The following is a 14465-nucleotide window of genomic DNA, read 5'->3' as shown; positions in this document are numbered from 1 at the left end:
TGTTATGATTCTTACAATAGTTGTCGCTCAACCACGAGTCAATTCATGCGAGAAATCATTCTTATATCCTTTCTAGGACCAGATCAACCGAATCAGTTTACTCGATTAATGCAGGTACTATCCGTACATTCTTTGCAAATACTCGATGTGGGGCAGGCAGTTATCCATAATCAACTGACCCTTGGGATCGTTGTTGCATCGGATAATGAGACTGCAACTGCATTAGCAATGAAAGAGATTTTGATTTTAGCACATGATATTGGCTTAACTGTGCGATTTAAACCAATCTCCAACGCAGAATATGATCAATGGGTGAGTGAAGGCGGCCGAACTCGCTATATCGTGACTGCGCTTGCGCCTGAACTTACCGCTGCACACCTGCAGGCCGTGACTAAAATTGTATCAAGTCAGGGCTTTAATATTGAAACGGTTACCCGTTTATCAGGGCGTTTAGAGCTCGATGCAGAAAGCCAATTTCCACGTCGTGCCTGTGTGCAGTTTGGTCTGAGTGGACAAATGTTGGATGCACAAGCGATGCGTGCAGCATGTTTAAGCCTATCTGGCGAGTTAAATATTGATGTCGCTGTGCAAGAAGACAATGCTTACCGTCGTAATCGTCGATTGGTTTGCTTTGATATGGATTCTACCTTGATTGAGCAAGAGGTAATTGACGAACTGGCATTAGAAGCCGGCGTTGGTGCTCAAGTTGCTGAAATTACGGAACGTGCGATGCTGGGGGAACTTGATTTCCAACAAAGTTTCCGCGCACGCGTGGCGTTATTAAAAGGTTTGGATGCTTCGGTGTTGCCGAAAATTGCAGAGCGTTTGACGGTCACCGAAGGGGCAGAGCGTTTAATTTCAACTTTGAAAGCTTTAGGTTATAAAACGGCAATTTTATCAGGTGGTTTCCAGTACTTTGCTGAGTACTTACAAGCAAAACTTGGGATTGATGAAGTACATGCCAATATTCTTGATGTTGAAGATGGCTTTGTGACTGGTGAAGTGAAAGGTGCCATTGTCGATGGTGCCCGTAAAGCAGAATTACTGCGTCAATTGGCTGAAAAAATGGGAATTTCGCTAGAGCAGGCGATGGCTGTTGGTGATGGAGCCAATGACTTACCGATGCTTTCAATTGCAGGCTTAGGTGTTGCATTCCGTGCCAAGCCATTGGTCCGCCAAAATGCCAATCAAGCCATTTCAAGTGTTGGTTTAGATGGTGTGCTGTACTTGTTGGGTATGCACGATAAGGATTTAAACCGCGCTTAGCCTAAGGTTTATTGAGTTCAAATAAGGTCGCTTTTATTGCGGCCTTATTCATTTTTAAAACGTCATTTATTCGTCATAATTATGTCTAAATGTATAGAAAAACAACGATAAAAAAATTCTGAAAAAAGTTTTTTTGTGGCAAAAAAGCGGCATAGTTTTTTGTAATGACACGCTGTAATCGATGCTATATGGACATTCAAGACTTTTATATGTTTTTAAAATGTAATGACAAAAGCATATTGCGACAGCTTGTGTCGTAAGGTTAATTTCAGGCTCTTTTTTTCTAAAAAAAACGCTCCATAATGCATAAAGACGTTAATGCAACACGAAGTACTGTTAGAGATTACAGAACAATATAGAGGTCTGAATATAAATACAGGCCACCCTTTTAAGACGGAGGTTTCTATGGAAGCAGCGAATTTCACCATGTGGGTTGGATTTGGCTTAATCGCTGTCGCAGTTATTGCTGTTTTCTTTTCTCCTTATCGTCGTTGGTTAGGTTTTATGTTGGCGGGTATGCTGTGCTGGGGACTGTTAGAAGTGGTGCGCTTTGGTGCGCAAACCATATTCGAGATGTCCGTCGCTTATAGTTATTTGACTGCGTTGAGCCTTGCGATGATAACGGTTACATTTATCCTTTTACGTGAAGACAAACAAGCACAAAAACAGCTGGCAAATCGTCAGTATATTGAACATACTCCTGTATATAAGGACGACCAACAGCAATGTTCTAGCAGATAAATGATAATAATTTTAACAACATCAAAGGCATGCTCAGCATGCCTTTTTTGCACTAATTTTCTGCAACAAAGCTTTTACAGACCTAGATACAATTGTGCTAGGATACGGTTGTCTTAATTTTCATCATAATACTGTAGGCATAAATGTCATGAAGCTTTCTTCTTTACCTGTGGTTAAGTTACCTATCGTTGATGTAAGCACTGATCCACTTGATTTATTGGTGGCAGGTTTGGCGTTACGTATGAAGCAATTGGCACGTACGAGCCCAAAGTTTATTGAATTGGTTCATGACCGTGAATTCCGTATTCAGATTGGTACAGATTTAGGTTTGGCACGTCAGATTATTGTGAATCGTGGCAAGATCGAGACAGTGGCAGGTAGTCCAGAAAAAGCTGATTTTATTTTACAATTTGCATCGAGTGAGCAAGGTGTGAAAACGCTAGTGAAAGGCGACCCAACAGCATTTATGACGGGTATGCAAGATGGCAGTATCAAAATGGAAGGCGACTTTAGCCTGCTAGTTTGGTTTAACCAAGCAGCGAAATTGATTCCACCTAAAGTGCCAAAACCTGTCAAAGAAAAAATTCGTCAAGCACGTGCATTTATTAAAGAAAAAACAGGCAAATAAAAATGGCATAAAAAAACTCCCGATTTGGGAGTTTTTTTATGCGTTCAAATTATTCAATGTCCAGATTAAAGGTCACTGGTCCATCATTAATTAAATGAACTTTCATATCTGCTGCAAAAATACCTGTTTGCACATTATTAAATTGTTGGCGGGCATATTCCACTAGCTGTTCATAAAGTGCTTTGGCTTCGGCTGGTGGCATCGCTGGCCCAAAGTCAGGACGTAACCCTTTCTGGGTGTGTGCCATTAAAGTAAATTGTGAAACCAATAAAATGCCGCCATTCGCTTGGCTAACATTCCAGCCCATTTTACCTTGTTCATCATCAAAAATACGATACTTCAAAATCTTATCAATCAGCTTTTGGCCTTTCTCTAAGGTGTCTTCCTTACCTAGACCTAAAAATACCAATAAGCCGTGTCGAATTTCGCCAGTGGTTTGCCCTTCAACCACAACTTTGGCTTCGAGGACACGTTGAATTAATGCGCGCATAAAAATGAAGATCAGTATTGAATCAGGCCAGCAGTCTAACAGATTTGCTCGTTCAGCATCGACCTCAGCACGGAACTTGGTTGTCTTTGATCTTATTTTTCGATTTATTTTATTAAAATTATCTTTTTTATCTATTGATAGAATCTTTGTATAGTCGCTATGCAGGAAAGGTATTTTGATTTTTGGATTGAACAGCATGTTTAAGCGAACTTTTTTATTTACAATTATCGCTGCAACGCTCAGCACAGCGTATGCAGCACCTTTAACAAAAGACAATGGTGCACCTGTTGGTGACAACCAAAACTCCATGACGGCTGGGGCAAATGGTGCAACCTTATTGCAAGACGTCCAGTTGATCCAAAAATTACAACGCTTTGGCCGTGAACGTATTCCTGAGCGTGTTGTACATGCCCGTGGTACAGGTATTTATGGTGACTTCATTGCCACCAAAGACCTTTCAGATCTAACGGTTGCTTCCATGTTTAAAGCAGGCACAACCACGCCTGTTTTTGTTCGATTTTCAACAGTGATTCATCCTAAAGGTTCGCCTGAAACTGCACGTGATCCACATGGTTTTGCGGTAAAGTTCTATACACAGCAAGGTAACTGGGACTTGGTAGGGAATAATCTACCTGTGTTCTTTATTCGCGATGCAATCAAGTTTCCTGATTTTGTACATGCCATGAAGCCGAATCCAGTCACCAATGTTCAAGATCCAAACCGAATTTTTGATTTTTTAAAGACTCAACCTTGGTCAATCAATATGTTGACCTATGTCTATTCAAACTTGGGCACACCTGAAAGCTATCGTACTTTGGATGGTTTTGGCGTACATGCTTTCAAGCTCTATAACGACAAGGGCGAATATAAGTACGTCAAATTTAACTGGCGTTCGAAACAAGGGGTCAAAGGCCTGAATTTAGATCAGGTTCGCGAAGTACAAGGGCGTGACTGGAATCATTTGACCAATGACATGTATAAAAATGTCTATGCAGGCAATTATCCAAAATGGGATTTGTATATTCAGGTACTAGATCCAAAAGACGTGGATAAATTTGATTTCAATCCATTAGATGCGACCAAAATCTGGCCGAATGATCTGGTGCCGGAAACGAAGGTCGGAACCTTGACCCTCAATCGTATGCCGAAAAATTTCTTTCAAGAAACAGAACAATCGGCATTTGCGCCTGGGAACTTAATTCCTGGAATTGAACCCTCAGAAGACCGTTTATTACAAGGTCGTATCTTCTCTTATTCAGATACACAGTTGTATCGGTTAGGTGCCAATCACCAGCAAATTCCAGTCAATCGTCCTCGTGTTGCAGTGAATAACAATAATCAGGAAGGCTTTATGAATATGGGACAAACGGAGTCTCATGTGAATTATGAGCCAAGTACGATTGAACCAAAGCCGTCTACTGAGATTGCCAAAGCCGTCGCGACACCTCTACAAGGAACGGTTTTACAACAAGCGATTCAGAAACAGCAGCCATTCAAGCAAGCGGGAGAATTATACCGTAGTTATTCAGTTGTCGAGAAAAATGACTTAATCCGCAACCTTGCTGCTGACTTAGGTGCAGTCAAAGATATCGAAACCAAGACCATTATGGTGTCTTACTTCTATAAGGCGGATACTGATTATGGAACACGTCTTGCCAAAGCACTAAACGTGAATCTGAGCAATGTGCAAAGCAAAGCAGCTCAACTGAAAGATCAATAAAACGTTTTGTTGATGTGGTAACAGGTGCCTGAATGTTACCCCCAGAAAGTCCTGTAACCTCAATAGCCTTTCCTGCACCTAGGGTGAGTGTTACAGGCACTCATTTCAGATTTTTAAGGATATTCCATGCTCCATTTACGCTCGGTATTTTTTATAATCAGTATGATCTGTAGCAATTTCTTGGTTTCTGTTCATGCGGCAATACCATCTGAACAGGGCAATGGTTCCGAAGAAGTAATTGAGTTGTTTTTCTCCGCAGCCAAAGTGGGTAATGTCGAAGTCTTGCAAGAGTTTTTAGAGCACGGATTTCCGATTGATATTCAAGATCATTCTGGTTATAGCGCATTGATGATGGCGAGTTACTATGGGCAAAAAGATGCAGTAAAAATATTGCTACAGCATCATGCGAATCGTTGTCTTCGAGACAAACGGGGGCATACGGCACTGATGGGTGCGATTGTGAAAGCCGAATGGAGTATTGCCAAACAGTTGCGTCAGGTGGATTGCGACCTTCATGCGGAAAAAACGGGACAGCTCACCACAGAACAATTCGCGATTCAGTTTGGACAAAAGCAACGTTTAAAAGAGATTCAACCTTCGCTATCGAAATAAGCTTGCCTCTGTTTAAATATTTGAATTTAAAAAGACTCTAAACAAGATTGTTGATAAGGAAATATCCATCGTCGTAGACAGACTCATTTCTGCGTAAAAGTATGCTTTAATGCTTAAACGAGAATAGATCCAAGTCAGTCATGTCTACACCAATTATTCAATCATTACTTGATACCGACTTATATAAATTCACCATGTTACAGGTGGTGTTACATCAGTTTCCGCAAACGCATAGTGTTTATTTATTCCGCTGTCGTAATTTAGAAGATACGGCTTATCCATTGGTTGAAATTTTGGATGATTTAAATCAGCAGTTGGATTTGCTGTGTGAACTGCGTTTTGCAGAAGATGAATTACAGTACCTGCGTTCATTGCGTTTTATCAAAAGTGATTTCGTTGATTATCTGGAATTATTCCAGCTGAAGCGTCGTTTTATTCAAGCCAGTATTGATGATGCAGGACGTTTGGATATCCGCATTGAAGGCCCAATGGTTCAGGCGATGATGTTTGAGATTTTTGTCTTGGCGATCGTCAATGAATTGTATTTCCGTCGTATCCGCAATGATGATGTCTGGGTAGAAGGCGAGTGCCGATTGCAGCAAAAGTTGATGCAGTTGCAACAATATGAGCAAGAACAACAAGAAAATGATCCACCATTTTTAGTATCTGATTTTGGCACTCGTCGTCGCTATAGTTTTGAGTGGCAAAAACATGTAGTACAAGCATTTCATGCCGCTGCACCTAAAGTATTCCGAGGCACCAGTAATGTGTTATTGGCGAAGCAATTGGGAATTAGTCCAATTGGAACGATGGCACATGAATTCTTGCAAGCGTTTCAGGCACTTGATGTGCGATTGCGTAATTTCCAAAAAGCAGCACTTGAAGCATGGGTACAAGAGTATCGCGGAGATTTAGGGATTGCCTTGACCGATGTGGTGGGGATGGATGCCTTCTTACGTGATTTTGATTTGTATTTTGCCAAGCTGTTTGATGGTTTGCGTCATGACAGTGGTGATCCGTATGAGTGGGGTGATAAGGCTTTCGCACATTATCGGAAATTAAAAATTGATACCAAGACCAAAATGTTGACCTTTAGTGATGGTTTGAATTTAGACAAGGCGTGGTCATTGCATCAGTATTTTAAAGATCGTTTCCAAGTGAGTTTTGGTATCGGCACCAATTTGACCAATGATATGGGGCAGAAACCATTGAATATTGTGTTGAAATTGGTGGAGTGTAATCGTCAATCCGTAGCGAAGATTTCGGATAGTCCAGGTAAGACCATGACGGATAATGATACGTTCTTGGCGTATTTACGTCAGGTGTTTGAGATTGAGGAAACAAGCGAGACTCTATACCTTTAATTCGATACGCGTAAACGTCATCCACAACCTGCACAAGCCAAAGCGACTAAAGCTTTGGTGAAGCGCAAAATAAACGAAGGGCGCGGTTTATTATTCAAGCATAGCTTTCACCTTGCGGTACGGCAAAGATTATTAATCTTCGCTATTCGTCCCTCAGGTTTTGCCCTTACGGAGCATTCGCTCCTCATGTCGAAACAAAAGTAGGTCGAGCCTGAACAAAGTTGAAATATATTTCAACTGAAGTGCAAGACGTAGTGGCTTATCCCGAAATAGGGTGAGAGCTCAGTAAGACTCTGTAATCAAATTCGATGATTTAATTTCCCTATATCTCCTTTTCTGCTAAACGAATGCAAAAAATCAGACAAAGATAAAAAGTCGGCTATGTTAATATCATCCCCAATGCGGATGATAAAACAGCATAACCATGACTGACGTAGATTTTAAACTGGGTTTACTGATTGAACCTGAACAACTGGTGCCGTATTTAGGCAGTGAGTTGATTCGTATTGTCGATTTAAGCCGAGCTTCGGTATATGAACAACTGCATATTCCTCATGCGATTCATTTACAGCCTAAATACTTGGTTGCACAACAAGAACAAGCCAATGGGGTATTGCCTGATTTGACAGGCTTGCAGGCTTTAATTGAGAAGTTAAATATTTCACCTCAACATCATGTCGTCGTTTATGACGATGAAGGTGGAGCGTGGGCTGGACGTTTAATCTGGAATTTACATTGCCTTGGTTTTAACCGTACCAGTTTGATTAATGGTGGCATTCATGGCTGGTTGGGAGCAGGTTTGCCCACCACTGCTGAAGTCGACACGGTCAAACCTGTTGCTGATCTTTTTCAGATTGATTTAGACACTGTGCAGCAGCACCGCATTGAATATCATGAATTGTTACAACATGTCGAACAAGACAATATTCAGCTCTGGGACTGCCGTACCAATGAGGAATATACGGGCTTACGCTTGGCTGCACGACGCGGCGGTCACATCCCAAATGCACTGCATTTTGAATGGAGTACTGCCCTAAACCGTGAAAATCATCTAAAATTACACCCGCTTGAACGCACACAACAACGTTTAGAACAATTAGGCTTTAATTTACAACAACCTGTGGTGGTGTACTGTCAGTCTCATCACCGTTCTGGCTTGGCGTATATTTTGGCAAGATTGCTCAACTGGCAAGTTAGGGCCTACGATGGTGCGTGGAGTGAATGGGGCAATCGCCTCGATAGTCCTATTATTTCAGGGGAGTCACCGTCTTGAGTTTTGCAGCAGATTTAAAAAAACAATTATTTATCAAAGCACAGAATCTTGTGCCGCAACATCAATTGAGCCGTGTCGTTGGTAAGGTTGCCGCAAGTGAAAATCTTTTGGTAAAAACTGCTGTTATTCAAGCATTCAAAGCAAAATACGGAATTGATATGAGTATTGCAGCACAAAGCAATGCACTGCAATATAAGTCATTTAATGAGTTTTTTACCCGTGCATTAAAAGATGGTGTACGTGGTATCGATGAGCAAGCGGATAGTATCGTGTGTCCTGCGGATGGTGCGATTTCACAGCTCGGTAAAATCGAAGCAGGTGATATTTTCCAAGCCAAAGGCCAAAGCTTTTCAGTAGAGAAATTGATTGGCGATCCGCAACTGGCAAAACCATTCCAAGATGGCCAATTTGCGACCGTTTATTTATCACCAAAAGATTATCATCGTGTACATATGCCTTTGGCGGGCACTTTAACTGAAACTTTATATATTCCAGGTGAGTTATTCTCAGTTAACCAAACCACAGCTGAAAATGTACCAGGTTTGTTTGCACGTAATGAACGTATGGTGTGTTTATTTGATACTGAACTCGGTCGTATGGCAGTGGTTCTGGTTGGTGCAATGATTGTGGCTGGTATTGAAACGGTTGCTACAGGCAAAGTAAAACCATCTGGCAAAGTTGAATTGCAGCATCATCAAATGAAATTGGATAAAGGTGCAGAATTAGGTCGCTTCTATTTAGGTTCAACTGCTGTGGTTTTATTTGAAAAAGATAAAATGGTTTGGGAAGAACAATTTAAAGCCAATTCAACTGTGGTCATGGGTGAGCGTTTAGGTCATTCGCTTTAATTTAGATGTGATTTTAAAAAGCTCCAAAATTGGGGCTTTTTATTTATAGTTTAAATCTTATATATTTTGTATTACGTGAAATAGTCTTAGATAATTTAAAATTAAGGAAAATAATGATGAAATCTTTAATACTAAAATTTTCTTTTTTGAGTTTTTAGGAATGCTTACTTTTGCAACAATACTAAATAATTATTTTCTGGATCGACCATTGATCAATATCACTATTTTTATACTATATTGTGTTTTTCAGGCGCATTATCAATTTTAGGTTTTTTTATACGTTATAAAAGATACATAACCATTTCTGATTAATTTTGATTCTTATTTATGGACTCATCTTCGGTAGATCAAAAATATGATTGAAGATATAAGGTATTTAATTATTTTTGCAAAAATTGCTGAGTTTGGCTCAATTTCAAAAGGTGCTAAAGCATTAGGCTTATCTACAGCAACTGTCAGTCTGCATTTAGCCAAGTTAGAAAATAATTTGGAATGTGCTTTATTTTATCGAAATACACGGAAAATGACCTTAACCTATGACGGACAAAAACTTTTAGATACTGCCCAAGTCATGTTGGAAACCTATGAATTAGGTATTTCAGATTTTAAGCAACGTTCTATTCTTAGAAAGACACAGTTGCATATTTCTATTCCAGCAGTTTTTATCCACAGTGAGTTGATGCAATGTATCACGACATTTTGTGCAACACACAAGGACTTAACTGTACATATCAACTGTGATGATAGTCGGATCGATTTGATCGCTGAGAATGTGGATATTGCTGTTCGAATTGGTGAGCTTCCAGATAGTTCATTTAAAGCTCGTTATCTATTTCCTTTAGCCCGAAGTATCGTTGCAACACCTGAATTTTTAAGCCAACATCAACCCATTACTCATCCTCAAGATCTAATCAAGATGAAATGGATTGGTTTGAGTATGAGAAAAAATAAGAGAATATTGCGGCATCAACATACAGGAGAAGAAGTCGAAATTTTCTATCAGCCTCATATTTATGTGAATAATGTTGAAGCCGCGTATCGATTGGCAAAATTAAATGCAGGATTGGCAGCACCTCCTGATGAGTTAATCCAAGCAGATATTGAGCAACAGAACATTGTGGAGGTTTTACCAGAGTGGAAACTTGAACCTTTGAGTGTATATGCGGTTTGGCCAGCCAATATTCCAATCAATGGAATTGCGCATGCCTTAATTGAAAAAATATATGAATCCTTTAACCCCAAAATAGTTTGATCAGCATATAGATCGATAACATGATTAAAGATCCTCCCATGGCAGTATTCATAATTTTTATCTGATGTGGGCGAGTTAATACTTTGGCTAATGTCTGTCCAGAAATCCCCCACAGAATTAAACAGATGTAGCAAGTGATAAAGTAAATCACAATAAATAGAAGCAATGGATGATAACTTTCGGGTGAAGAAAATAAAGAGATACCAGAGAGACAGGCAATCCATGCTTTGGGATTAAGCCATTGTAAGAGAAATCCATCCATAAAGTTAGTAAGAGAAATATTGTTTGAGACATCAACTCTTGGTGTTGAAAAGATAATCTTTTGACCAATATAGAAAATAAATAAAATGCCGATACATTCGATTAATGTGAAGAAAAAAGGATAGTGACTAATTATTTGGTTAAAACCAAAACCTAAGAATATTAATAACAGCGTAAAGCCAATAGTTGCTCCTGAGATAAAGGGAAATGTTTTTCTAAAACCATGAATTAAACTTGATGAGAGAATGGTGATGTTGATTGGCCCAGGGGAAATGGACATGCTGAATGAGAAAATAAACATACTTAAAATAATAGAGAGTTGCATTATTTTGGTCTTTTTGAAATTAATCTTAAAATAAGATAATACAGTATAGTTTAAATAAGATTAGTCAGGTTTTATCAAAAGCAGATTTTGATTTTTTAGAGGTTAAAGCTAAAAGATAGCAGGGAATGCATTTTATTTATCAAAAATTTACATTATGAATTTTGATAATTGAGTATCTTATTGAAAAATTAAAGTCATAACAAAAATGAAAATTTACCAAGTCGATGCATTTAGTGATCAGTTATTTAAAGTAAACCCAGCTGAGGTTGTGTTGCTAGAGCAGTAGTTAGATGAGCGTGTAATGCAAAATATTGCATTAGAAAATAATTTGTCTGAGACCAGTTTTGCAAGAAAAATTAATGATCAAAATTATGAACTTAAATGGTTTTCACCTGTCAACGAAGTACAGTTTTGTGGGTATGGCACGCTAGCGACCAGTTTTATTATTTTTAGAAATCAGCCTGAAATTGAGACAGTGGTCTTTCACGTTGCGCACTTAGGTGAAATTTTCATTTAACTTATAAACTAAAAAACCATGTACGTTTTTGCTTACATCAATTCAGGGCAATGTCCCATTTCCAGATTCATTGGAATTGCCTAATATGAACTCATCAGGAACAGGAAGTTCCAAAACATAAAACAAAAACGATAAGTTTAGGCATCAGGATGTGAGATATGACAGGAGTTGTATCTAGTGAAAGGAATACGAAAAAGCCCGACTTGGATGTCGGGCTTTTTTCATTTGAGCTAAAACTCAGTAATTTCTTAAGTTCGTCTGCTTGGCACTGTAATAGGCATGAATAGCCTCTGCGCAGCTGTTGATAATGGGGTCATCATCCTTTTTCCAGATGAGTTTCACTTCGCTGAGTGTATTTTCATCTTGAAGAGGAATGAGTCGAACATTACTGGGGAGGATGACTTTAAATTCTTCAGGCACGATACAAATTCCAAAACCATTGGCAACCAGCTCAAGTTGAGATCTTTTTCTTGAATAGATTCTGGTTCTTTTTGGACTAAAGCCGTTAACTAAACATAAATTGGCGGCCAAATAGCTCAAGCCACCACGTGCTTTATGCGGCACAGAAACAAAATTCAGTGACTCCAATTCACGAATCGATATACTTTCTTTTTCACTTAAAAATGGGTCTGAAATATGCGCAGCGACGTATAAAGGTGCGATATATAAACTGATGGCATTCACGTCATTCAAGTTATGATAAATCGGTGGTCGGATAAAACCCAGATCAATCGTGCCATTCAATAAATATTCGAGTTGTAACTCAGATGATAAGGTATTCATTTCAATATCAATGCTATGGCTATCACATAACTGCTCAAAAATTTCGAGTTTGTTTTGATCAAGTACAATACTGCTGGAGTGGGCAATCTTAATAATCCGACCTTCACCCCGACTAATACTTTGGGCGCTGACAATTGAACTTTTTAAATGATCAATATTGGTTTTTAAACTTTTATACAGTGCTTCACCAGCAACCGTAAGTTTTATTTTCTTCTCTGAACGATCAAAAATCTCAAAGCCTAATTCTTCTTCTAAATTTTTAATTTGTCTGCTGAGTGCTGATTGAGCAATAAATAGCTTTTCCGAGGCAGCAATAAAGCCCCCAGTTTCCACAATCGTGATTAGATAATTGAATTGTTTGAATGTCCACATATCTCAAAATTAGATCAGTGCTTATTTTTTCTATATTAGATTAGATGGAAGAAATCTTATACCTTTTTTATAGACCCTTGATTCAGGTAGCTAAAGATGACCATGAGAAATAAGATGTTGACCTTGATTGCTGCTGTAGTGATTTGTTTACTGGCACAAAGCTACGATCAGTATATGGGTGTGATGACGAAAGAGCAGACTATTGATTTATTGGGAGATTGATAAGTTTTCCGTACCCAGTTCCATATAATAACTGACTTTTTAAAGGATGAGAAAGCTCAGCAGTGTACGCTTTTTCTTACAGCGATTAGGGGCAATGACCCATTTTCAGCCTCAGTCGAATTGCCTAATATGGACTCATCAGGAACAGGAAGTTCCAAAACATAAAACAAGAATGATAAGTTTCAGCATCAGGACGTGAGGTATGACAGGAGTTGTACCTAGTGAAAGGAATACGAAAAAGCCCGACTTGGATGTCGGGCTTTTTTATTTGCTATCGGTTTGCTTTTGCCACAGTTCAATCAACAACTGCATGGATTTGCTCAATGGTTTATAGCTCGGCCAAATGGCATGAATCGGCATATCCAGTCCATTGGTGGTATCGAGAAAGGCTAGGCGCACCAGCCGTTGTTTCGCAAAATGTTCTTGTACAACGGAAAGGGGAAAATTACCCCAGCCTAGCCCTTTCTCAACCATATCAATCGCCATCGATAAACTATCGCTATACCAGCAGGAATCCGACACCAGTACCCGACTGTCAGGCAGTGGATAATGCTTACTGGCCACAATAATTTGTCTGAGTTCAGACAGCATGGTGAGCTCATTTTTATTATGCGCTTTGAGTTGCTGTGCATCTTTGAGGGAAACTGCTGCAACAAATTGCTCCATTCGCAGTAAGCGGAAACGTTCATTGCTATCCAGTTGCGATGAGCTATAGGCGATATACAGATCGATTTCATTATTGTGCAAGCGTGTTTTGAGTTCTTGTTGTGGTGCGCTGACCATCTCAATATTGAGTAGTGGATAATGTTGAATTAACTGCTTAATGCCCGCTAATAAAAATTTCTGGTTCACATCGGCAGCGATACCAATCGAGAGGCTGGTCTCCAATCCTGTTGAAAGCTCGGTCAGATGCATTTCAAGTTGACGCAGTTTGGTTACGATCAGTCGAGCATGTGGTTCGATCGAGAGTGCAACCTCGGTTGGGGCGAGGTGATTTTTGCTGCGTTCAAATAATTGTAAATTCAATTCTGCTTCTAGGTTGGCTATTGCCATACTCACTGCTGAAGGTACTCGATTTAAGGCACGTGCTGCTGCAGAGAAATTACCACGATCAATAATTTCAAGAATCAGTTCTAACTGTTCACTACTGAGTTTCATGGAAAATCCCTTGTCAGTAAATCTGATGACGATTGACTTTTTTTATCAAAATTTAAGCGTAAAATCCACTCATTATTGATTTTAAGGTGTGGTTATGCAAGGAACCAAGAGAAGAGTCACTTACGTATTTTTCTATGAAGTTTTGAGCTTTTTTATCTGCGCGATGGTATTGGCGGTGCTTTCGGGCACGACCATCAGTCATACAGGACCTTTGTCGATTTTGATTGCAGTTATCGCAGTGACGGTCAATTTCTTTTATAACTATGCATTCGAAATATGGGAAAAAACCCAAGTTTCCAAAAAACGAACTGTACTCAGACGTGTAGCGCATGCCATTGGCTTTCAAATTGTCTTGGTGACGATTTTGATTCCCTTGATTGCATGGTGGATGCAGATTAGTTTACTTAAAGCGTTCTTACTCGATTTTAGTTTGATGGTGCTAATCCCATGTTATACCTTTGTTTATAATTATTTTTTCGATCATATTTTTGGTTTGCCGAGCCATCTGGTGGAACCAACAGCGCTGAATGCTAAAAACAGTGTTTGATCGCGGACAGCTTGATTGAACTGATAAAAAAGAGTGTATGTTAATACACTCTTTTTTATGTGATTTTTGATTTATTTTTATCGATG

General features: G+C 39.3%; 15 protein-coding genes and 1 pseudogene. 12 read left to right on the top strand and 4 right to left on the bottom strand.

From position 1 onward, the window contains the following. The first annotated feature begins 45 nt into the window (after positions 1-45). The 3 genes from serB (at position 46) to F909_RS12955 (ending at position 2635) form a co-directional block, all read left to right on the top strand. Positions 46-1266: a phosphoserine phosphatase SerB gene (gene serB / locus F909_RS12950; protein WP_005147829.1), complete on the top strand. Its 1221-nt coding sequence runs from the start codon at positions 46-48 to the stop codon at positions 1264-1266. Positions 1267-1671: 405 nt separating this feature from the next. Beyond that, a complete protein-coding gene (aciT, locus tag F909_RS0120200) occupies positions 1672-2007 on the top strand; it encodes a ciprofloxacin tolerance protein AciT (protein ID WP_004803470.1) in 336 nt (111 codons plus the stop codon). A gap of 148 nt (positions 2008-2155) precedes the next feature. Further along, on the top strand, positions 2156-2635 hold the full coding sequence (locus F909_RS12955; RefSeq protein WP_005147825.1) for a hypothetical protein: 480 nt from the start codon (positions 2156-2158) through the stop codon (positions 2633-2635). A 49-nt stretch (positions 2636-2684) separates the two neighbouring features. Here the strand turns inward: F909_RS12955 and dtd are convergent, their stop codons facing one another. Then, complete coding sequence (dtd, locus tag F909_RS12960) at positions 2685-3125, bottom strand: D-aminoacyl-tRNA deacylase (RefSeq protein ID WP_005147823.1); 441 nt, start codon at positions 3123-3125, stop codon at positions 2685-2687. A 196-nt stretch (positions 3126-3321) separates the two neighbouring features. Between dtd and F909_RS12965 the strand changes: the two genes are divergently transcribed. From F909_RS12965 to F909_RS12990, 6 genes are all read left to right on the top strand, one after another. Continuing rightward, positions 3322-4845: a catalase gene (locus F909_RS12965; protein ID WP_005147815.1), complete on the top strand. Its 1524-nt coding sequence runs from the start codon at positions 3322-3324 to the stop codon at positions 4843-4845. 126 nt (positions 4846-4971) lie between these two features. Next, complete coding sequence (locus F909_RS12970) at positions 4972-5457, top strand: ankyrin repeat domain-containing protein (RefSeq protein ID WP_005147814.1); 486 nt, start codon at positions 4972-4974, stop codon at positions 5455-5457. Between the two features lie 140 nt (positions 5458-5597). Further along, positions 5598-6821 (top strand): nicotinate phosphoribosyltransferase, encoded by a 1224-nt coding sequence (gene pncB / locus F909_RS12975; protein ID WP_005147813.1) that lies wholly within the window; start codon positions 5598-5600, stop codon positions 6819-6821. A 424-nt stretch (positions 6822-7245) separates the two neighbouring features. Then, positions 7246-8094, top strand: coding sequence for a sulfurtransferase (locus F909_RS12980; protein WP_005147811.1), 849 nt, complete (start codon positions 7246-7248; stop codon positions 8092-8094). Then, entirely contained in the window at positions 8091-8942 is an 852-nt protein-coding gene (asd, locus tag F909_RS12985; RefSeq protein WP_005147806.1) for an archaetidylserine decarboxylase, read from the top strand. Before F909_RS12980 ends, asd begins: the two co-directional genes overlap by 4 nt. Before the next feature lie 355 nt (positions 8943-9297). Further along, positions 9298-10194, top strand: a complete 897-nt coding sequence (locus F909_RS12990; RefSeq protein ID WP_005147805.1) for a LysR family transcriptional regulator — start codon at positions 9298-9300, stop codon at positions 10192-10194. Here the strand turns inward: F909_RS12990 and F909_RS12995 are convergent. Continuing rightward, positions 10175-10780, bottom strand: a complete 606-nt coding sequence (locus tag F909_RS12995; protein ID WP_005147804.1) for a LysE family translocator — start codon at positions 10778-10780, stop codon at positions 10175-10177. The genes F909_RS12990 and F909_RS12995 overlap by 20 nt on opposite strands. 205 nt (positions 10781-10985) lie before the next feature. Between F909_RS12995 and F909_RS0120195 the strand changes: the two are divergent. Continuing rightward, a pseudogene (locus F909_RS0120195) lies at positions 10986-11294 on the top strand (PhzF family phenazine biosynthesis protein); the annotation flags it as partial. 240 nt (positions 11295-11534) lie between these two features. Here F909_RS0120195 and F909_RS13000 read toward each other — a convergent pair. Next, a complete protein-coding gene (locus tag F909_RS13000) occupies positions 11535-12452 on the bottom strand; it encodes a LysR family transcriptional regulator (protein WP_005147802.1) in 918 nt (305 codons plus the stop codon). A gap of 96 nt (positions 12453-12548) precedes the next feature. On the opposite strand from F909_RS13000, the gene F909_RS21650 reads away from it, so the two are divergent. Beyond that, positions 12549-12674, top strand: a complete 126-nt coding sequence (locus F909_RS21650) for a hypothetical protein (RefSeq protein WP_005147800.1) — start codon at positions 12549-12551, stop codon at positions 12672-12674. Positions 12675-12938: 264 nt separating this feature from the next. Here F909_RS21650 and F909_RS13005 read toward each other — a convergent pair whose 3' ends face one another. Beyond that, on the bottom strand, positions 12939-13832 hold the full coding sequence (locus tag F909_RS13005) for a LysR family transcriptional regulator (RefSeq protein WP_005147797.1): 894 nt from the start codon (positions 13830-13832) through the stop codon (positions 12939-12941). Between the two features lie 94 nt (positions 13833-13926). Between F909_RS13005 and F909_RS13010 the strand changes: the two genes are divergently transcribed. Beyond that, positions 13927-14379, top strand: coding sequence for a PACE efflux transporter (locus F909_RS13010; protein WP_005147795.1), 453 nt, complete (start codon positions 13927-13929; stop codon positions 14377-14379). Positions 14380-14465: the final 86 nt, after the last annotated feature.

Source organism: Acinetobacter sp. ANC 3929, assembly GCF_000369405.1.
Classification (GTDB): domain Bacteria; phylum Pseudomonadota; class Gammaproteobacteria; order Pseudomonadales; family Moraxellaceae; genus Acinetobacter.
This window is presented reverse-complemented; position numbering and strand designations above follow the sequence as displayed.